Genomic DNA, 19,870 nt, shown 5'->3' with positions numbered 1-19,870 from the left:
AAGCAGCCATCCTTTAAAGAAAGCGTAACAGCTCACTGGTCTAAACAAGAGGTCCTGCGGCGAAGATGTAACGGGGCTCAAGATACGTGCCGAAGCTTAGGGTGTGCCACTTATGTGGTACGCGGTAGCGGAGCGTTCCGTAAGCCTGTGAAGCGATCTGGTAATGGGTCGTGGAGGTATCGGAAGTGCGAATGCAGACATGAGTAGCGATAAAGAGGGTGAGATGCCCTCTCGCCGAAAGACCAAGGGTTCCTGCGCAAGGCTAATCCGCGCAGGGTGAGCCGGCCCCTAAGACGAGCCCGAAGGGGGTAGTCGATGGGAACCACGTTAATATTCGTGGGCCTGGTGGTGTGTGACGGATCATGTGTGTTGTCATCCCTTATCGGATTGGGATGGCTTCGAAATGGTTCCAGGAAATAGCCCCACCGTATAGACCGTACCCGAAACCGACACAGGTGGTCAGGTAGAGTATACCAAGGCGCTTGAGAGAAGTGTCCTGAAGGAACTCGGCAAATTGCCTCCGTACCTTCGGAAGAAGGAGGCCCTCACTATGCGCAAGCACTTTGAGGGGGCACAGGCCAGGGGGTAGCGACTGTTTAGCAAAAACACAGGGCTCTGCTAAGTCGGCTTCAAGACGACGTATAGGGCCTGACGCCTGCCCGGTGCCTGAAGGTTAAGTGGAGGGGTGCAAGCTCTGAAATGAAGCCCAGGTAAACGGCGGCCGTAACTATAACGGTCCTAAGGTAGCGAAATTCCTTGTCGGGTAAGTTCCGACCTGCACGAATGGCGTAACGACTTCCCCACTGTCTCCAGGACATGCTCAGCGAAATTGAATTCTCCGTGAAGATGCGGAGTACCCGCGGTTAGACGGAAAGACCCCGTGCACCTTTACTGCAGCTTCAGAGTGGCATTAGGAAGAAACTGTGTAGCATAGGTGGGAGGCTTTGAAGCATCGGCGCCAGCTGATGTGGAGCCATAGGTGAAATACCACCCTGTTTGTTTCTGATGTCTAACCTCGTTCCGTAAGCCGGAACAGGGACCCTCTGTGGCGGGTAGTTTGACTGGGGCGGTCGCCTCCTAAAGAGTAACGGAGGCGCGCAATGGTGGGCTCAGGACGGTCGGAAACCGTCTGTTAGAGTGCAATGGCATAAGCCCGCCTGACTGCGAGACTGACAAGTCGAGCAGAGACGAAAGTCGGTCATAGTGATCCGGTGGTCCCTCGTGGAAGGGCCATCGCTCAACGGATAAAAGGTACGCCGGGGATAACAGGCTGATAACCCCCAAGAGCTCATATCGACGGGGTTGTTTGGCACCTCGATGTCGGCTCATCACATCCTGGGGCTGGAGCAGGTCCCAAGGGTTTGGCTGTTCGCCAATTAAAGTGGTACGTGAGCTGGGTTCAGAACGTCGCGAGACAGTTTGGTCCCTATCTGCCGTGGGCGTCGAAATTTGAGAGGAGTTGACCCTAGTACGAGAGGACCGGGTTGAACATACCTCTGGTGTACCTGTCGTTCCGCCAGGAGCGCAGCAGGGTAGCTATGTATGGACGGGATAACCGCTGAAAGCATCTAAGCGGGAAGCCTCCCTCGAGATAAGATTTCATAGAGCCGTCGGAGACCACGACGTTGATAGATCGGATGTAGAAGTGCGGTAACGCATGGAGCTAACCGATACTAATTGCTCTATTCGCGCTTGAGAGTCTCACACCATCAATGACAACACTGGGGTAACCCAGTTAGCCAACGATAGTGCGGATGATTAAGACGACGCCAGATTGCCAATCCCCTCGCCGTCGAGGGATTGGTCGAATACCACTACACCAGCACTCGGTGTTCCGAGAGGCTGGCTACAAACCATGCACGGTATCGATTTTAAAACCCTCAGGCTTCGCCGAAACGCGAAACCCGAGGGGCCCAGATATGAACGCAAACGCATGTCGCACCGGCTCCATTGCCTGGTGGCTATAGCGTCGGTGTCCCACCCGATCCCATTCCGAACTCGGCCGTGAAACCCGACTGCGCCAATGGTACTATCGCTCAAGCGATGGAAGAGTAGGTCGTCGCCAGGCATTGAAGCCCGTGCGACATGCTAAACGCACCATATCCAAAACCCATCACAATGTCTCATACACCCTTTCCCCAAACGGGAACCCGGGTCCCATCACTCCAGATGGTACCCTGTCGCGGGGTGGAGCAGCCCGGTAGCTCGTCAGGCTCATAACCTGAAGGTCACAGGTTCAAATCCTGTCCCCGCAACCACCTTTATCGCACTTTTCGAAAGCCGGTCCCTTACAGGGGGCCGGCTTTCGGCGTTTGCGAAGCTGACCAGCTTGGACAGGCTGGCAGCCACCTCCGCCTCAGGCTCGACGCCTCCCGAAGCGGGATGGATCACGATTTCCTCTATGAGCTCGCTCAACACGTTGGCCACGGCGGACCTGTTGTCGGGATCGGACAGGCTCTCGCGCAGTGAACGGATGCGTTCCTCGAACCTCCTACGAAGCATCGGGTGGGCGAGGACGGTCGGCGCCTGGACGGCGTTCCGGGCCAGCCGCCGGCGGAGGTCCTCGCATTCGTCCTCGCGCTCCTGAAGCATCCGCGCGATCGTCGGGCTCACCACACCCGCCAGCATGTTCGCCGCGAGGTTCTCGATCTGTTGCTCCAACTCGCGCAGCCGTTCCTCGGCTTCGGTCTCGTGCGAACCCTGCAGCTTGGCCAGGCGCTCGACCTCGCGATTGAACTCGACCGCGAACAGTTCGGCAGACGCGTCGGTCAGCAGTTCGCTCTGAAGCGTCGAGAGCGCCAGGTCCTCGATGCGCGAGATCTTCACGGATGTCGTGTTCGAGCACGTGCCACGCTCCTTTACCGACGCGCAGCGATAGTAGTCCTTCGAGCCGACGACGTAGTTCGCTCCGCAGACGCCGCACTTGATCAGACCAGACAGAAGATGCCGGCTGCGCCGTGCGCCCACTGCGCTCCGACTGCCGGCGGGAAGCGCGCGACGTTCGAGTTCGGCACCAGCCTGCAGGGCGAGTTCGTCGCTGACGATGCGCAGGTCGGGAACGCCGATCCGCACCCATTCGGCCTCCGCGCGCAGACGATAGCGGCGCTCGCGCTTTTCGGAGTCCGGGTTCTTCCGCCACTCGCGGCGTCCCCATATCAGTTCTCCGCGATAGAGCGGATTGTTCAGGACGCCGACATGCTTCTTCGGGTCGCCGCGCACGGTGGACTGGTTCCAGAGGCCACCGCGCGGAGACGGTACGCCGTCCTCGTTCAGCCGCTTGACGATGTCCCTGGCCGACCGACCTGAAGCGAACTCGGTGAATATCCGGCAGACGACTTCCGCCTCCTCCGGAACGATCTCCAGCAGACCCCTTACCGGTTGGCCCCGTTCATCGATCCTGTTGACCTTGCGGTAGCCGTAGGCCTTGCCCCCGACGAACCGGCCAGCGAGCGCCGCCGCCTTCATGCCGCGGAGTGTCTTCTGCTGAAGCTGCGAAAGGAAGATCGAACCGAGCATGGAGGCAACCGCTAGCTTCATGTCGTCGATCTCGTTCTCCGAGACCGTGTGAAGCCTGACCTGACTGAACTTCAGCTTCTTTCCGATCCAGGCGACGTCCTCTGCATCGCGGGCGATGCGGTCGAGCGCCTCGCACACGACGACGTCGATCCGGCCGTCCCTCACGTCGCGGAGCATCCGTTGAAGGCCTGGGCGGTCCCGGCGGTAGCCTGAGATTTCGGGATCGAGGTAGGTCTCGACGATTTCCCCGCCGAGATAGTCCACGACACGCTGGCAGGCGTCGGCCTGATCCGCACTCGAAGTGGGGTTCTGCTTGTCCGTCGAATGGCGACCGTAGATGGCGATCCGCAACGTCACGACGAGACCGTCGCCGGTTCGCGCAACTCGCTGGCGTACGAACGAAAGGCGCCAGGTCCTGATTGCAGGGTTGTGGTGCATCCTGTTCGCCGTGCCGAGATCTGACCGCGGCGAATTAGACGCCCGGACGCGGCAGCCCGTCGCGGGGCTCCGCGACAAGTCCGAGGATTGACCCGGTAATGATCGTTCATGGCGGGGAGGCGTCTCATCGGCGTCCTGGAACGGTCTCGCGGGCAGCGGCCTGACCCACGCCCGCAACGTACTCCGCGGCGGCCTGCCGTGCCAAGAGCCGAACGAGTTCCTCGATGGCGCGATCACGGCGTCCGAGGGCTTTGGGGAAGGGGGTGACCGGCATGCCCACCTTGTGGAATGGGAGCCTCAAGGTCGTGAAAACTTGTCACAGGTTTCTGCAAATGGCACTGGTCCCCGATGGGTTCGGGAATCAACAGGCTCTTCCCCCGCACGGCCATTCCGTCCGCTATAGGCAAACGGGTTCGTCACGCGCGGATGGCGCGCGGATGGTCTCAGGAACAGCTCGCCCGGTACGTGCAGGTCGATAGGCGGACCATCCTACGTCTTGAGCAGGGATCCCATCGACCCACGTCGCATCTGGTGCACTCGCTCGAGGAGAGACTGTCTCTCGTGCAGCTCGTCCCCGGTTGGCGCGACCCGGCGCTGCCGGGGGCGCCTTCGTTCGGTCCACGGCTGAGGCTCGCGCGCCTGGCCAGGGGATTGACCCAGGTGGCAGCCGCTCGAGCCGCGGGAGTGAGTCCGGCGACGTTGTCGCGCTTCGAGCGCGAGATGGGCGACACGCCGATGATCGTCGATGATGGCAGCATGATCAATGACGGCTATGCCGCGGCGCTTGGCTTCGCCGACGTCCAGGACATGGAGGAGTACTGCCTATCGGCTTCGCCGAGGCTCTGGCTGGACCGGCTTAAGGCAGCTGACAGGTGACGGGTGAAGAATGAACGCCGTCGCGCTCTTTCGGGGCTGCCATCGGCGACGGCTTCAAACGCCGGAGGTCTCTTCCAGAAGCTGCTCGACATGGTTGACCCCGGTGGCCGTCAGCTGTGCGACGCAAACCTGGTTGTCGAACTGATCAACGAACCCGCGTTCGGTGAGAACCTTCAGCCAGCGCTGCAGATTGGTCGACCGTAGCGCGACCCGTTCGACGAGCGTGGGCAGATCGATGCATTTTCCTTCCGCCTCCGTCCTGTACAGGCTGACCAGGATCAACCAGGCGTGATCGGTGAAGAGGTCGTCTCCGAGGAGGGCGCGACGGCGTTGCAGGTTCGCATCGACCCGGCACGCCGCACGCCAGAGCTTTTCGGGAGAACTGCGCAGAGAGTGCGTCTCGACGCGGTGTATCGTACCCATCAGTCGTCCGCGTTCCGGACCGGAGGACATTCGCGAAACGTGCACGTCGCTCCAGACCACTCCGGCCGATGGTCGAAGATAGCGCTTCCGGATCGTGATCGGCTTGTGCTCCGCTGCGAGACCATCGATCAGCGCGACGTTCCACGACAGGTCGTCGGGATGGGTGATGTCGGCGTAGAGCATTCCCCGAAGCTCGGCCTCGTCACGGTGCAATAGCTCGCAGATGTTGTGATCCACGGCCAGGATACGTCCGGTGGCATCCGACAGCGAATGGCCGATGAGCATGGCGCCTCTCCAAGCGTTTTCCCAATGGTATCCATCAATACGGCTTAAGCAAACGTTGCCGAATGGTGGTCAGGACGGCCATGTCCGAAGCCATGGCTCAGCCCGCCACGGTTATGTACAGAGCAAGATCCGCCGTGCGATCACGCGGCCGCGTCGGATCTGCGTAGCTGGCTACGTAGCTGATGTCGTTGGGCACAGTTTGAATCGGGGTAGCCAGCTTAGCAAGAGAGCGTCCCGACAAAGGCGATTTCGACCGGGGGACGATCCTGCTGGGCATCGATGCGACATGATAGACCGGCTCGTGCCTCTGATTTCGTAGGTCCGGAGGGGCTCGATGGCAGTGGACCCGACCGACGAATCAAGCGAATAGCGGTCGCGAGTCAGGGGGATTTGAAAGTTGCAGTGGATAACATCGACGGACCTGAAGCAATGGGCCGATCAGATCGGTGCCCGCATCGCTTTCCCGGTTCTAGTCCGCGATCTTATTGTCGCATCCGCAGCTGATGTGACGGATCTTCGCTTTCCAGGTGGAGAGTCAGGGCAGATCCGCGGCTTTGACGGCGTCCTCGACGCGACCGGGGCGCCACCTTATGTGCCGGCGGGACGATCGATCTGGGAGTTCGGCGTCAACGCCGATCCTCGGTCGAAATTCATCAACGACTACGACAAGCGGGTGGGGGAACTGAGCCCCTCCGAGCGCAAGGACATGACGTTCGTGTTCGCCACCCCGCGCCGCTGGGACAAGGCGGCCGAGAAGCTGCCCGACTTCATCAAGCCCTACAAGGAGAGCAGGGACTTCGCCGACGTGCGGTACGTTGATGGTGCCCAGCTCGAGCAGTGGCTGGAGCAACACGCAGCCGTCGGCGCGAAGCATGCGCGACAGGTACTCGGGCGAATTCCCCAGACCGGTGCGCGCAGCACCGACGAGTTCTGGGCCGAGTACTCGCGTCGCTTCAAGCCTCCGTTGACAGAACAGGTGGTGCTTAGCGGGCGCGCTGCTCAGGCGGATGCCATCGTCACGCATCTGCTGGGGAAGGCGGGCTCGATCGTCTACGTCGGGGACGGTCCGGAGGAGGTGAACGCCGTCGCCGTGGCGGCCATTCGCTCAGCTGACGCCAAGCGGCGAGAGTTCCTGGAGGCTCGAACGCTGGTAGTCGATACTAGCGAGGCGGGCCGCGTACTCGCGATCAACGAGCGGTACGGATACATCGTGTCGCCTCCGGCGCAGCCGGTTGCGGGAATGCTCGCGGGTTACGGACCGGTCGTCGGTTCGATCGGGTTCAAGGCTGGCGGTGCGAGGTTTAACAGGCTTGAGAGGCCTTCGACGCGCGACATGGCCGAAGCGTTGAAGACAATGGGATACGGTGACGAAGAAGCGTCAGCTGTTTCGACGAGGTCCGGCCGTAGCCTGACCATCCTCGAGCGGCAGATTCCGTCGGCGACGTTCCAGCCGCCGGCTTGGACGGCGCAAGCTGGTGACGTGCTTCCCGCGCTTCTGGCAGGTGGGTGGGACGCTGGACGGGATGGGGACAAAGCGGTTCTCGCAGAACTCGCTGGCACGGACTATGCCACCTATGAGTCGCGGATCCGACCGCTACTGAGTATCGCCGACGCGCCATTCGATCGCGAAGGGGGCATCTGGAAATTGCGAGCGCCCGTTGACGCCTTCGTCAACGTCGCCCACCTACTCGGGCCCGAGCATCTGGATCTGTTGACGCGGGCGGCCTTGAAGGTGTTCGGCGACGGGCGACCGCCGCGGATCGGCGAGGAGCGCCTGAACGCCTCGGACGCCCCGCACAGCACATGGCTGCGAAACGGACTGAGCGGGACCCTGTTGATGTTGGCAACGCTGCACGGTGAGGCCGACCTCGACGTCGGACAAGACCTACCTTCGTTTGTCAACGAAGTCGTGGCGGCACTTCCCGGCCTTTCGGACGACATTGGTGTCATCCTCGCACTGGAGCGACAGCTGCCCTATCTCATGGAGGCCGCCCCCGACCCTTTGCTCTCGGCCCTCGAGCGCCAGCTCGGGGGCGATGACGAGCGCATTCGCGCGGTCTTAGGAGAGAGGCCTCCCTTCGGGGCGCCACGGAACGCGACGTCGAACCTGCTGTGGGCACTTGAAATGCTCGCGTGGGACCCCCGTCGGCTGTTGCGCGCGTCGCTCGCGTTAGCCCGGCTTGCGGCCCTCAACCCTGACGACCGGTCGGGCAATCGTCCGATCAACGCCCTGCGAGACATCTTCGTGGCTTGGGATCCAGGCACCAATGCGCCATTGGATCAACGGCTCGCCACGCTCAACGCGATCGTCGAGGCGCAGCCTACCGTTGGCTGGAACCTTCTCGTCCAGCTCCTCCCGAAGATCCACGACGCCAAGGGGCCGACGCAGAGGCCGCGCTTTCGTGACGCAGGCGCTTCGTCCCGCGATATGCTCACGCGTGCGCTGGTGGCTGAAACCTACGACGCCGTGGCCGACCGCGTCCTTGAGCTTGTCGTGGATGACACTAGCCGCTGGGCGCAGGTCGTCGAAGCGTTTCCGTTCCTCTCGCCGACCCGCCGCGCGCAGTTTCTCGAACTCCTCAACGGATCGCTTGAAACTATCAAGGGCGAGACGCGGAACGAACTGCGCCGCAAGTTGACGATGCTTGCCGACCGGCACGCGCGTTTCCCCGAGGCCGAGTGGTCGTTGCCGACCTCAGAAGTCGAAGGGCTTCGGCGGATCGCCGAAGCCCTAGAAGGCAAGGATCCGCTCCACAGGGCACGGGCGCTCTTCGACGAGTGGATACCGCGTATGGCTGTTGATCCCGCTACGGCCCGAGCCGATCTGGAATTGTCGAGGCGCGCAGCGGTGGCGAGGGTCGCCGAGATTGGCGGTGTCGATGCGGTCCTCGATCTCGCGCGCTCGGTGCGCCTGCCTGGGTTGGTCGCTGCCGCGGCGGCTGCGGTCGTTCCGGGTGGCATGGTCGGAGACCTGATCGCCGACGCGGACGACGCTGGTCGACCGACCAACTTCGCAATCACGTTGGCGGGTGAGATCCGGGCGGCGAGGGGGAAGGGGTTCGATGAAGACCTTCTCGCGATCGCGACCGCGCGCGGCTGGACTGAGGAGAAAGTCGGGCTCCTGCTGTCGGAATGGCCGGAGGAGCCATCGACGTGGGATCTCGTCGAGGACCAGGGGGAGGATGCCGTCAGGGCGTTCTGGTCCCGCCGCCGGCCGCGCGGGTTCGACGGAGCTACCGAGGACCTCGCAAGGCTGGTCGGCCTGTTCCTAGCCGCCGGCCGTCCAAGCGCGGCGCTCGACGCCACTTACGGTCGCCAGGACGATCTCGCTTGGCCGCTTCTTCGATCGATCCTTGTCGCGGAGGCCGAGGTCGCGACGGAGAAATCGATGCGAAGCGACATGGACGCCTACCTCTTGGAAGAATTGTTCAAGTCGCTGCGAGTGCGGCCGAACGTTCCGAAGATCGAGCTTGCTCGGTTGGAGTACGACTTCTTCCCGCTGCTTGAACATCATCACCGCGATCTCGCGCTTTTTGAACTGATGGCGAGCGACCCCGAGTTCTTCGTGGACATGCTCACCCATGTCTACGTCGCCGACGGCGCTGATGCCGACGCGACGGAGCCCACCCCCGAGGAAAGCGCCCGCGCGACCGCCTCGCACCGCATCCTCATGGCCTTCGAGGCCGTCCCAGGGGAGCGAGACGGCGTGGTCGACGGCGCGCTCCTTGACGGGTGGATCGAAGGTGTCATCCGGGAGGCTGCCGTCGTGAGGCGGACCAACGTCGTTCTTTCCTACGTCGGGCGCGTCCTGGCTCATTCGGCGGAGTTGAACGGCGTATGGCCTCAACCCGCGGTTGCGGTCGCCGTCGAACGCTTGGCAAGCGACGAGGTCGAGCAGGGAATGATGATAGAGCGCTTCAATATGCGCGGTGTTTATACGAAGGCGATCTTCGAAGGCGGCATCCAGGAGCGGGACCTTGCGACGCAGGCTCGCGAATGGGCCTACGCCCAGCCGGGGCGCAATCTCCGAACGAGGGCGATGCTCGGGACGATCGCGGACCGTTGGGAGGGGGATGCCAAGCGAGCGGACGAAACGGCCGCGGTGGACAAACTGCGGTTCGACTAGCGGTTGGTGCAGCTGCGCAACAGGCCGGAGTCCGAACGCCGTTTTGGAATGTTCCGGTCTTGGAGTATCTTCGATACAGTTGCGACGGCTTCGATGATGCGTGGCATGTGATGTGCGTCATTCGAGGTAGGTGAACCATATGTGGCGGACAACTAACGACGATCAGAATGACTGCCTTTTCTCTATACGCCACGGCTTAACGCTACCGTCCCTGGGCCATCTGACTGACTTGCGTTGTGCAACCGTTCCGCTGTCACCGTCGCGGATCGTCGCCTCTGGCGTCCTGGCCATGGGTCGCATTGCTGACGATGTCGTCATACCCGCTTTTGTCACTGTAGAACCCTAGAGCGAACAGCCCGCAGCCCAGCAGGACCGACCCGAAGACGCCGGCTATCGTCGCCGTCACGACGACGATCGTCAGGGGGCCGAACTGCGAGATGTACCAAAGCGCTCCGATGACCATCAGAACGCCGACGACGCAGATCCAGACGAGCATCCTCTTCATCTGTTCGAGTGCCACGTTCCGGTCAGTGCGGATCACCAGTTCCTTTCCAACGTTATCGCATGGACGGGCGAGCATTCCCCTTGGACCAAAGGACCTACCGCTACGTGATCCGGTATGAAGGATCGTGGCGATGCCGCTAAGGGACGGGGGCGTTGGTCACACTCACCAATCCCGTGCACGTGGGAATGTGCCCGGCGGGGTGAGACGTGCCGAGCATGGGTATGCCGGCCGAGCGAACCGGTCGGCAGGCTCGTCCATCCGGTCGTCGTCGCAGGTCTCGCCGGCATGGTCGATCGTGTCGCCAAGACCCTGGTAGGTAGTGGCTAATCCCATGGTTCGGGGGACGGCGTTCCAAGGTAGAATGGCGATTGGATAATGAAATGTCTGATCCTCGACCAGCACCCAGCGTGGTTCGTGCGCAAGGCGGGCAACACCCATCGCCGCTTGATCACGACGCCTGGTTCTCTGGCGAAGGAACGACGCATGACGATCTCGCACACGTTCAAGGATCTGATCTCGAAGATGGTCACGGTCGGGCGACTGACCGTTCGGATCGGCGAAGACGCGCCCTTCACCGTGGGAAGCCTGATCGCTAGGCGACCGGATCTCGACGTCGCCATCCACATCGCGGACGCGTGGACCGCGGCCGCCATCGCCGCCGACCCGGACCTCCAGCTGGGGGAGGCGTACATGGACGAGCGGCTCGAGATCGAGGCGGGTTCGCTCTGGTCGCTCATGGAGCTGATCGGGCGCAATGGCGTGCGACGACCGCAGATGGGGCTCATGACCTCGCTCAAGCGGTCCCTGGCCGGGTTCATGGCGACGAACACGCCCGAGCGCTCCCGCCGCAACGTCGCCCATCACTACGACCTCTCGGACGAGTTCTACCGGCTCTTCCTCGACGACGACATGCAGTACAGCTGCGCGTATTTCTCCCGTCCGGGCATGACGCTCGAAGAGGCGCAGGTCGCGAAGAAGGCGCACATCGCGGCCAAGCTCGAGCTCCGCGACGGTCAGCGCATCCTCGACATCGGGTGCGGGTGGGGTGGTCTGGCGCTCTCGCTGGCGAAGGTCGCGGACGTGGAGGTGGTCGGCGTCACCCTGTCCAGGGAGCAGCTGCGGGTCGCGCGCGCGCGGGCCGTCGCCGAGGGTCTCGCGGACCGCGTCCGGTTCGAGCTGATCGACTATCGATCGGTTGCAGGACCCTTCGATCGCATCGTGTCCGTCGGCATGTTCGAGCACGTCGGCCGTTCCGAGTTCGACACCTATTTCGGTGCCATCCAGCGGCTTCTCAAGCCCGGCGGCCTCGCATTGGTCCACTCGATCGGCCGGAAGGACCCGGGTCCCGGGGTGAACCCGTGGATCGAACGCCACGTGTTTCCCGGCGGGTACATTCCCGCGGCATCCCAGGCACTCGACGCCATCGAGCGGTCCGGTCTGTGGACCACGGACATGGAGGTGCTGCGCACCCACTACGCCGAGACGCTGCGCCACTGGCGCGAGCGGGTCGAACGTCAGCGGCGTGAAATCGAACATCTCTACGATGCGCGGTTCTACCGCATGTGGACCTTCTATCTCGCGCTCTGCGAGATGGGGTTTCGCTACAACGGCCTCATGGTCATGCAGCTGCAGATCGCCGCCGACTCCGATGCGCTGCCGATCACGCGAGACTATCTCGCCGTCGAGGAGACCCACATCGCGCACCGCTTGCACGCGGTCGACCATGCTCCGCTGGCGTTGGTTGCCGAAGTCGCGTGAGTGCCGGAACGCGCGGGGCGGATCGCGATCGGTTCCGGTGTCGCGATCGAAAGTCAAAGCGCGCGACGCTAGCTGCGATCACTGCCGCCAGCCGCCGCCGAGGCTCCGGTACAGGGCGATGACGGCGACCATCCGGTCCATACGGAGATCGACGAGCTGCAGTTGTGCTTCGAGCAGCGAACGTTCCGCATCCAGCTGATCGAGATAGGATGAATAGCCGGCGCGGTAGCTTCGCCGCGAGAGGTCGAACGCCGTGCTGACGAAGGCGACCTGCCGCTCGGCCGTCCTCTGCTCCTCGCCGACGCGCTCGACGCCGGCCATGGCATCCTCCACGTCCTTGAAAGACGCCAGGACGGTCCCGCGATAGGCGAAGGCTGCCTGATCGCGCCTGGCGGCGGCCGCGTCGGCTTCGGCGCGCAGCGCTCCGCCCTGGAACAGTGGGGCAAGTATCGATCCGCCGATGGAGAACAGGCTGATCGGACCGGCAAGGGCCGTCGAGACGACTCCTCCGCCGCCGGCGGACAACTGGATGCGGGGCATGAACGCCGCCCGTGCCGCGTCCAGACTTCGGTCGGCGGCTACGATCTGCGTCTCGGCCTCCACGACGTCGGGTCGCTGTCGCAGCACTGTCGATGGCAGCGATGCCGGAATGTCGACTACCTGTAGCCGATCGAAGCCCGCGCCTCGCGCGATCGCGCCCGGTGCGGCGCCGACGAGGACGCTGAGGGCGCTCTCCTGTCGCGCGATCGCGAGCCGGCCCGCCGGGACGAGCCGTGCGACCGCCTGGTATTCCGCCTCGGCGCGGGTGAGATCGAGGCTGGACGCGTAGCCGCTCGTCGACCGTCTGCGCAGGACCGTGAGTTCCTCTGCTCTAGAGCTGACGGTGTCGATCGCGATCCGCAGTCGTTCGTCCAGGGCCAGCAGACCGACGTATCCGCTCACCACCGTCGAGATCAGCGCTATGCGGGTGGCATCGCGCGCGAACCCGGTCGCCTTCAAGGCCTGCCGCCGCGCGTCGGTCGCGGCGGACAGCCGCCCGAACAGGTCCAGCTCGTACGCCACGGACAGCTCGCCGCTCGCCTGGGTCTGATCCAGGCCTTTTCCCAGTGCATTCACGCTACGGCTTTCACCGCCACCGACCGTGAGATCCACCGATGGCCGAGTGCGGCTTGCCACGAGGCGGAACTGCGCGCGGGCCTCCGCGATCCTCGAACCGGCGATCAGGAGATCCACGTTTCCCGCAAGCGCCCGCTCCACCAAGGCGTTCAACGCCGGATCCTGGAACTGCTCCCACCAGCGTGCCTCGATCGCCCGCGTGCCGAGGCCGCCGGAGCGCCAGTCCGCTGGAACGACGATCGCCGCGCCGGGGGCGAGTGCGGGCTTGGGGCCGGCGCAGGCTGACAGGGCGACGCCGAGCATCGCATAACCGCAGGTTCTCATGGCGCGACGTCAATTCGCGTCTCGACGGACATGCCCGGGCGTAGTCTGCCAGCCAGCGGTTGACCCTGGTCGACCGCTATCAGCACGCCAAGGCGCTGTGGCACCTTCACGAAGTTTCCGGTCGCGTTGTCGGGTTTGAGCACGGCGAACTCCCACCCCGTCGCCGGGGCGATCCGGACGATGCGCCCTTTGAGCCGCTGGCCGCCCAGCGCATCGACCGCGAACGTCGCCGCCTGTCCGACCGTCATGCGGTAGGTCTGACTCTCCTTGTACTGGGCGATGATCCACCGATCGGGGGGCACGAGTTCCACGAGGGATGTCCCGTTCGTCACGAACTGTCCCCGGCGGACGTGTATCTCTCCCAGCTGCCCGGCTTCGGGCGCCCGGATGATGGTGTGGAGGAGGTCGATCTCGGCGAGCCGGAGCTGCGCCCGTGCGACTTCGACCTGTGCGGCGAGACCCTCACGGCCGACGTCCACGGTCCGCAGGTCCTCACGGGCGATCTCCGTGTTCGCGGTCGCGCGGCGCAGGCCCGCCTCGGCCTGAGCGAGTGCCGCCGCGGTCTGGTCCCGCTCCCTGATCGAGATCGAGCCGTCGCTCACCAGATCGAGCGCTCGGCTCATGTCCGCCTTCGCCCGCAGGAGCTGCGCCGACGCGTCCGCGATCGTCGCGTCCTCGCCTGCGATCCCTGCCGCGCGGGCGCGGTGCGCCTGTCGACTGTTGGCGAACGCCGCGAGCTGCACGTCGAGGTTGCCGCGCGCCTGGGCGACGCGAGCCCGGTAGATGTCGTCGTCGATGATGGCGAGCAGCTGATTTTCCTGAACCGTCGCGAAGTCGCGCACCAGCACCCGGTTGACGTATCCGCTCACCTGCGGTGCCATCACCACCGTCCGACCGCGGACGAGGGCGTTGTCGGTTCGCTCGACGCGGCCGCTCCAGGGGCCGATGCCCCATACTTGCAGGATGATCGCGACGGCGGCGACCAGCGCGAGCGCCAGGGCGGCGGTGACCCACGGCTTCTGCTTCGGCGGATGCCAGACCGGCATCTTCGTCGCGGGGTCCGGACCCTCGTCGTTCACCGGCGGGTTGGGTGTTTCGGCATCGCCCGTCTTGGGGCCAGGGGCTTCGGCGTCGCTCATCGCGGGCTCGCCGCCTGCGGAGCCGAGCGCTGCCGGAACAGGTCGAGCATGGTGATGCCGGCGATGAAGAGTCCGATGGCGAGCGAGACCAGGGTGACCACCCAGAAGGTGTCGTTGAACGCCAGCACGCTCGCCTGCGCGTGCAGCGCCTGTCCGAGGAGGGCGTTCGCCTGCTGCGCCCGGGCCACCGGGTCGGTCAGGCGCGGCGCGATGGCAGCCGCATATTGTGCTATCCTGGCGGTGACGACCGGATCGCCGAGGGACAGGGCCTCCGCAAGCCGCTCCGCATGGAGCCGTTCGCGCGCGAGCTGAATGCTGCCGAGAAGGGCGGATCCGGCGAGGCCGCCGACGTTCTGCGTCGTGCTGAAGAGGACGACGAAGCTGACAAGGTAGTTCGGTCCGCGCCGTATGATGTGTCCGATGCCGAACATGAGGGCGGGGCCGAGGAACAGCGTTGTCCCGAACCCCAGGAGCGACTGGCTGAGATAGAGTTGCTGCGGCCGCGTGACGCTGGTCGAATGCGTGTCCAACCACGCGCCCGCCGCGATGATGAAGGCGGCCGCCATCATCAGGGGGCCGATCCGTTCGGGACGCAGCAGCAGCGCCGCCGTCGCGATGCCCGCCGCCATCGCGAGGAACACCACGCCGAACAAGGGGTGGAGCTGGTCGCTTGTGAGTCCACCCAGCGTCAGCAGCCCGACGGCGGCATAGGTCTGCTCGGTGAGCGCGATGCGGATGACGACGGCGATGAGGGTGAAGAACAGAATGTCGCGCGTCGCGTACCAGCGTACCCAGAGGAGTGGTCTGGCGCGGCGGTCTTCGATGAGGAGCGCCAATCCCAGAAGGGGCAGGCCCGCCGCGAAGGCCCAGCCGAGAAAGGCCGCGTCGGTCCACCAGTAGTACCGTCCGAGCGCCAGCGCCGTGCAGATGAGCAGCATCGCAACGATCGTCAGCGCGGCCGTCACGATGTCGAGGGGCTCGAAGGCGCGTTCCTGGACGTTCGGCGGAAGCGGCATGAGATTGAGCATCGCCCATGCGGAGATGGCCATCGCGAGCTCTACGAGGTGCAGGCCGCGCCAGCTGTCGATCGCGATCGACGCGAGCGGGAACATGCGTGCGACGGGCACGGCGAGCTGCGGAAGGGTGAAGCCGATCACCGCCGCGACCGGGCGCAGGCGAAGCGGAAAGACCTGGAATATGTTGTAGAGCGACAGCGTCGTAAGACCGCCCGCGGCGATCCCGCTGACCGCCCGCGCGAGTATCGCGGTGCCGAGCGACGGGGAGAGGATCTGCACGATCTGGGCGGCGATCAGGCTGCCGAGGACGACGTGCATGGTCGCTGGAATGCCGAACTGCACGCGGGCCTTGACCAGGAGAAGGTTCGCCGTCGCATTGAACGCGACGTAGACCGCGACAAGGAGGTTGGCCTCCACGACATAGAGTCCCATGTCCCCGGCGATCGAGTTTATGTTCGAGGTGATCAGCCCGTTCCCGAGGCCGCTGGCCATCGCCATCACCAGCGCGGACACGGCGTAGATCACGCGATTTCGAGGAGTGTGCCGAGGCGAGTAGGGCGCCCCGGGGAACAGCGGCTTCTCCTCTGGCGAGAACCGGTAATGGTGCTGTTCTGCGGACATCCGACATGCGCTCCGGATGGAGAGGATGCTCCACGACCATTCAGCCCCGCCTCGGAGCACGGTCCTGTTTCTACGTGCGGAACGTCCTCCAACAAGACATACGCCGGTATGGTGGAGTCACGGCCTGATTGTAGTAGAGCAGGCCGTGATCGGCATCGATGTTGGCGACGATTCCGGCGGTCCTCCTCCGGGCGGGCCTGCGACGGGGCGGGTCGGTCAGGTGCGTCCCGCCGCCGTCGGACCGCCGGCCCCGACGGCTTGGGCCGTCGTGAAGCACAGCAGCGCGGCGGGGTGGACGGTGGAGACGGTGTGGACAGCTTTGACGTCCTGAACGAGAGCGTCGTGAGGTTCGACGCGGCAGGCGTGATACTGGGTTGGAACATGCAGTCGGAGATCCTCTACGGGATCGCGAAACCGGCGGCATTGGGCGCGTCGCTCCCGGTCCTGCTGGGCGAGGACGGTGCCTGGCCGGAGCGTCTGGCCGGTGTCGATGCATGGGAAGGCGAAGTCGTCAGACCCACCGCTTCCGGCCCGATGCCGATCCAGGTTCGGTGGGCGGCACGACGCGACGCTGCAGGCGAGGTCGTCGACGTTTTCGAGACCGGCCGAAGCGCCTCGGAATTGACGATGTTGCGTCAGCAGGCGCGCGAAAGCACCTACCGTTACGAGAACCTCTTCCAGGCGCTCGCGGTCGGATTCTTCGAAACCGACTTCCGGCAGGTCGGTAGCGAGCTCATCCGCCTTTGGAAGGATGGGGTGACGGACCTCCGATCATATCTTCTCGCGAACCCCGCCTATGTGCGCGAGCTTATGAACTTCGAGAACGTCCTCGACGCGAACGCGGCAGCCGTGAAGCTGTTCGCGGCCGACGACGTCGAGGACCTGAAGGGGCCGCGGAGCACGCGGTACTGGCCCGACGAGAGCATCCCGGACTACGTCGAGGCGCTAATCGCCGTCATGGAGAAGCAGCCGCAGTTCGTGTGCGAGACCAAGCTGCGCACTCTCGATGGCCGGCTGCTCGACGTGCTGTTCACGGTCGCCTGGTCCCCGGAGAGCGCGAAGCGCGGCATCATGATCGTCGGCGTCGTCGATCTCGGGGACAGGAACCGGGCGTTCGCGGAACTGAAGCGGAGCGAGACCAAGCACCGGAAGCTGCTCGACGCCATGTCCATCGGGTTCGTCGAATACGACTTCTCGGACGCCGACCGCCTTCTGCAGGCGTATCGCAGCCAGGGGGTGGTGGATCTCGGTGGGCACCTGCTGGCCGACGCCGGGCGGATGGCGCAGATGCTGCAGGCCGTCCGGGTCTCAGCCGTCAACGATCGCGCCCTGGAGATCTTCGGCCTTCCACCGGAAGCCCGGATGCCGTCGGGCGTCGGCTGGCTCTGGCCGCCGAGCGGCTACCCGACGATCGCCCGCGCCATCGACGGCCGTTATCAGGGTCGGACGATGCCGCCGGTCGAGACCCGCCTTCAGCGTGTGGATGGTCGCGTCATCGACGTCGCCTTCACCGTATGGGCGGAACCCGAACGGCGTTCGGACCAGCCGGTGCTCTGCGGCATCGTCGACATCAGCGAACGCGTCGCCGCGTACTCGCGACTGGAGCAGGTGCAGGCCGAGTTCGCGCACGCGTCGCGGATCGCCACGCTGGGGGAGCTGGCCGCGACCGTCGCGCACGAGATCAGCCAGCCGCTGACGGCGATCAGCACGAACTCCGAGACGGCGGTTCGCATGCTCGATCGCGACCCGCCGGACATGCCCTTCCTGCGTTCGCTCAACCGCCGGACGCTGGACGCCTCCCAGAGAGCGGTCGGAATCGTCGCGCGCATCCGCTCGGTCGCATCGCCCGCGATGCCGGTGCGCACCGCGCTGGATCTAAACGAGGTCGTAGTGGAGGCGCTTCCGTTCGTCCGCAACGAGCTTCAGCATGCCGGCATCAGCCCGACGATCGTCTTCGCCCCGGTTCTGCCGATGATCGAAGGTGACCGCGTCCAGCTGCAGCAGGTCGTCGTCAATCTCGTGCTGAACGCGGTGCAGGCCATGCAGGTGATCGAGCCGGGACAGCGGCGTCTCGGAATTGTCGGTGTTGCGGACGATCGTGGCGTTCGTCTGACGATCGAGGATGGCGGACCTGGGCTGCCCGCGGGGGAGGAGCAGCGCATCTGGGAATCCTTCTACACGACCAAGAACGGCGGCATGGGCATCGGTCTCGCGGTATGCCGCTCCATCATCGAAAGCCACGGCGGCACGATCGAAGCCGAGGGAATGGCACAGGGAGCGCGCTTTTCCATCGTGCTGCCCATACCCAGTCCCGACTGACATAGTATCGAACAACGATTCTCTTGCAGCTTCCCACAATCGAGCGGACACATCGCAGGTCCAAGTTATGCAACGTTCCCGGTACGCGGACTCAGGTTCCTAGCAACTGCGTGAAGCATTTTTCAATTGTGGTCGTCGGTCGTGGCCGCTTATGCAGTGCTCTTTCCGGCTTGGAGGTGGGGCATGAACGTGAGCGTCGTGCAGGAAATCAAGGTCGCACTCGATAAGCTCGTTCAGGCTGCCGACGATGCTGGGGAGTCGCTACTCGCCGCTCAACTTGCCGCGGCTCTCGACTGTGCGGAAGAACGGTTGCGCCGCAATCGTCCGGAAGATCAAGAGATCGCGCCCAGAACTTCGAATTGAATTCCGTCGCCGAGGCCGAACCGGCGTTCTTCTTGTTCGAGTGTGTTCCGGGCAAGGACCGCTCCGGACTTCGGTGTTGGTGTCGGGTGCATCATTGAAAGGAGGTCGCATGGCTGGTTCAACGCTCGAGACGGACGAACTCTCGATCCAGATCGCGATCCTCGAAGTCATGCGTGACGGCGGAGTCTGGACGAATGGCGAACTGAAGAAGCGTCTCGCCGCCGCCCTTCCGTGGACCCCGTCGGAACGTGCCGCATCACCGACCCGGCCCAACGAGCACATCTGGGAGAACCGGATAAACAACGCGCTTGCGCCCGCGCGCTCGTCGTCGCTCTATGCAAAGGGGCAGGTCGAGAACGCCGGTCGTGGATGCCATCGCATCACGGCACGGGGCGTGGCATTCGTCAGCGACGAGGACCCGACCATCGACGACCTCATGGCCGATTTTCGGTAGCTCGCGCTCGCGACGTCGAACACGTCGATGGGGGGAAGCAGATCGTCGGCGGCGCGGCACCTGGCCGCGGTTGGTAGTGCCGGACGGCCTGATTACCAGACGGCGTTCACCGACACGGACGGCTCGGTAGCGTCAACTATACGGCTCGCACGCGATGCCGTCACCGTCACCATCCATCGTGGTCCGATACCCTGGCTCGTCACGATAGATCGGCGCGGTTCCCGCCGCCCTCGCGTCGTCGCACCCAGCCCAGAAGTCGCCACGCTGCGGCTCCCGTGCGCGCACCATGTCCATCCGGACCGCCAGCGGTCTCACGACCGCCGCGAGCCGTGCCCGACCGCCCGGGTCCACCGCGACGCTCCCGATCCCTACTCCAAGTCCTAGCAGCGACGCCCAGGCCAGATACGTGGCCGCGGACGGCGGCCTGGAAGGCTCCTTCATGGGACTGGAGATGCGCGACGATGCCGAGCGTGAGGATCTGCGTGTGGACACGGGAACAACGTAGCAGGAACGGGTAAATGGTTGGTTGCGCCGCTCGGGGGCATGATCCGCAGCGCTGGGGCTCGGCCGAAGGTTGGCGCGAGCCCCGAG

General features: G+C 64.4%; 13 protein-coding genes, 1 tRNA gene, 2 rRNA genes and 1 pseudogene (1 of these 17 running past the window's edge). 10 read left to right on the top strand and 7 right to left on the bottom strand.

The window, feature by feature from the left end; all coding sequences use genetic code 11:
- The 3 genes from SJY41_RS14855 to SJY41_RS14845 form a co-directional block, all read left to right on the top strand.
- A 23S ribosomal RNA gene (locus SJY41_RS14855) occupies positions 1–1,697 on the top strand (it extends 1,100 nt beyond the left edge of the window).
- 256 nt (positions 1,698–1,953) lie between these two features.
- A 5S ribosomal RNA gene (gene rrf, locus SJY41_RS14850) occupies positions 1,954–2,068 on the top strand.
- Positions 2,069–2,181: 113 nt separating this feature from the next.
- Positions 2,182–2,258, top strand: a tRNA-Met gene (locus tag SJY41_RS14845).
- Here SJY41_RS14845 and SJY41_RS14840 read toward each other — a convergent pair.
- Entirely contained in the window at positions 2,215–3,954 is a 1,740-nt protein-coding gene (locus SJY41_RS14840; protein WP_380784156.1) for a recombinase family protein, read from the bottom strand. The genes SJY41_RS14845 and SJY41_RS14840 overlap by 44 nt on opposite strands.
- 348 nt (positions 3,955–4,302) lie before the next feature.
- Between SJY41_RS14840 and SJY41_RS14835 the strand changes: the two are divergent.
- A pseudogene (locus tag SJY41_RS14835) lies at positions 4,303–4,497 on the top strand (multiprotein-bridging factor 1 family protein); the annotation flags it as partial.
- An 18-nt stretch (positions 4,498–4,515) separates the two neighbouring features.
- Positions 4,516–4,830, top strand: coding sequence for a helix-turn-helix domain-containing protein (locus SJY41_RS14830; protein WP_380784155.1), 315 nt, complete (start codon positions 4,516–4,518; stop codon positions 4,828–4,830).
- 54 nt (positions 4,831–4,884) lie between these two features.
- Here SJY41_RS14830 and SJY41_RS14825 read toward each other — a convergent pair whose 3' ends face one another.
- Positions 4,885–5,538: a PAS domain-containing protein gene (locus SJY41_RS14825; RefSeq protein ID WP_380782985.1), complete on the bottom strand. Its 654-nt coding sequence runs from the start codon at positions 5,536–5,538 to the stop codon at positions 4,885–4,887.
- A gap of 706 nt (positions 5,539–6,244) precedes the next feature.
- Between SJY41_RS14825 and SJY41_RS14820 the strand changes: the two genes are divergently transcribed.
- Positions 6,245–9,664 (top strand): hypothetical protein, encoded by a 3,420-nt coding sequence (locus SJY41_RS14820; RefSeq protein ID WP_380782983.1) that lies wholly within the window; start codon positions 6,245–6,247, stop codon positions 9,662–9,664.
- Between the two features lie 253 nt (positions 9,665–9,917).
- Here the strand turns inward: SJY41_RS14820 and SJY41_RS14815 are convergent, their stop codons facing one another.
- Positions 9,918–10,205 carry a hypothetical protein gene (locus SJY41_RS14815; RefSeq protein WP_380782981.1) on the bottom strand — a complete coding sequence of 96 codons (288 nt, stop codon included), beginning with the start codon at positions 10,203–10,205 and terminating at the stop codon, positions 9,918–9,920.
- Between the two features lie 447 nt (positions 10,206–10,652).
- Here SJY41_RS14815 and SJY41_RS14810 point away from each other — a divergent pair, with 447 nt between their 5' ends.
- On the top strand, positions 10,653–11,927 hold the full coding sequence (locus tag SJY41_RS14810; RefSeq protein ID WP_380782979.1) for a class I SAM-dependent methyltransferase: 1,275 nt from the start codon (positions 10,653–10,655) through the stop codon (positions 11,925–11,927).
- A gap of 78 nt (positions 11,928–12,005) precedes the next feature.
- Here the strand turns inward: SJY41_RS14810 and SJY41_RS14805 are convergent, their stop codons facing one another.
- The 3 genes from SJY41_RS14805 to SJY41_RS14795 are packed head-to-tail and all read right to left on the bottom strand — an operon-like array spanning position 12,006 to position 16,047.
- The gene (locus tag SJY41_RS14805; protein WP_380782977.1) at positions 12,006–13,367 is read right to left on the bottom strand and encodes an efflux transporter outer membrane subunit; all 1,362 of its coding nucleotides are present in this window, start codon (positions 13,365–13,367) and stop codon (positions 12,006–12,008) included.
- Entirely contained in the window at positions 13,364–14,506 is a 1,143-nt protein-coding gene (locus SJY41_RS14800) for an HlyD family secretion protein (RefSeq protein WP_380782975.1), read from the bottom strand. Before SJY41_RS14800 ends, SJY41_RS14805 begins: the two co-directional genes overlap by 4 nt.
- Positions 14,503–16,047 (bottom strand): MFS transporter, encoded by a 1,545-nt coding sequence (locus tag SJY41_RS14795; RefSeq protein ID WP_380782973.1) that lies wholly within the window; start codon positions 16,045–16,047, stop codon positions 14,503–14,505. Before SJY41_RS14795 ends, SJY41_RS14800 begins: the two co-directional genes overlap by 4 nt.
- Before the next feature lie 75 nt (positions 16,048–16,122).
- Between SJY41_RS14795 and SJY41_RS14790 the strand changes: the two genes are divergently transcribed.
- From SJY41_RS14790 to SJY41_RS14780, 3 genes are all read left to right on the top strand, one after another.
- The gene (locus tag SJY41_RS14790; RefSeq protein ID WP_380782971.1) at positions 16,123–18,462 is read left to right on the top strand and encodes an ATP-binding protein; all 2,340 of its coding nucleotides are present in this window, start codon (positions 16,123–16,125) and stop codon (positions 18,460–18,462) included.
- Positions 18,463–18,645: 183 nt separating this feature from the next.
- The gene (locus SJY41_RS14785; protein WP_380782969.1) at positions 18,646–18,825 is read left to right on the top strand and encodes a hypothetical protein; all 180 of its coding nucleotides are present in this window, start codon (positions 18,646–18,648) and stop codon (positions 18,823–18,825) included.
- Positions 18,826–18,934: 109 nt separating this feature from the next.
- Positions 18,935–19,279, top strand: coding sequence for a winged helix-turn-helix domain-containing protein (locus SJY41_RS14780; protein ID WP_380782967.1), 345 nt, complete (start codon positions 18,935–18,937; stop codon positions 19,277–19,279).
- A 132-nt stretch (positions 19,280–19,411) separates the two neighbouring features.
- On the opposite strand, the gene SJY41_RS14775 is transcribed toward SJY41_RS14780, so the two are convergent.
- On the bottom strand, positions 19,412–19,630 hold the full coding sequence (locus SJY41_RS14775; RefSeq protein ID WP_380782965.1) for an excalibur calcium-binding domain-containing protein: 219 nt from the start codon (positions 19,628–19,630) through the stop codon (positions 19,412–19,414).
- Between the last annotated feature and the right edge of the window lie 240 nt (positions 19,631–19,870).

The organism is Sphingomonas sp. R86520 (assembly GCF_042466285.1).
Lineage (GTDB): Bacteria > Pseudomonadota > Alphaproteobacteria > Sphingomonadales > Sphingomonadaceae > Sphingomonas.
The sequence above is the reverse complement of the archived record's forward strand: the minus strand, read 5'-3'. Positions and strand labels throughout refer to the sequence as shown.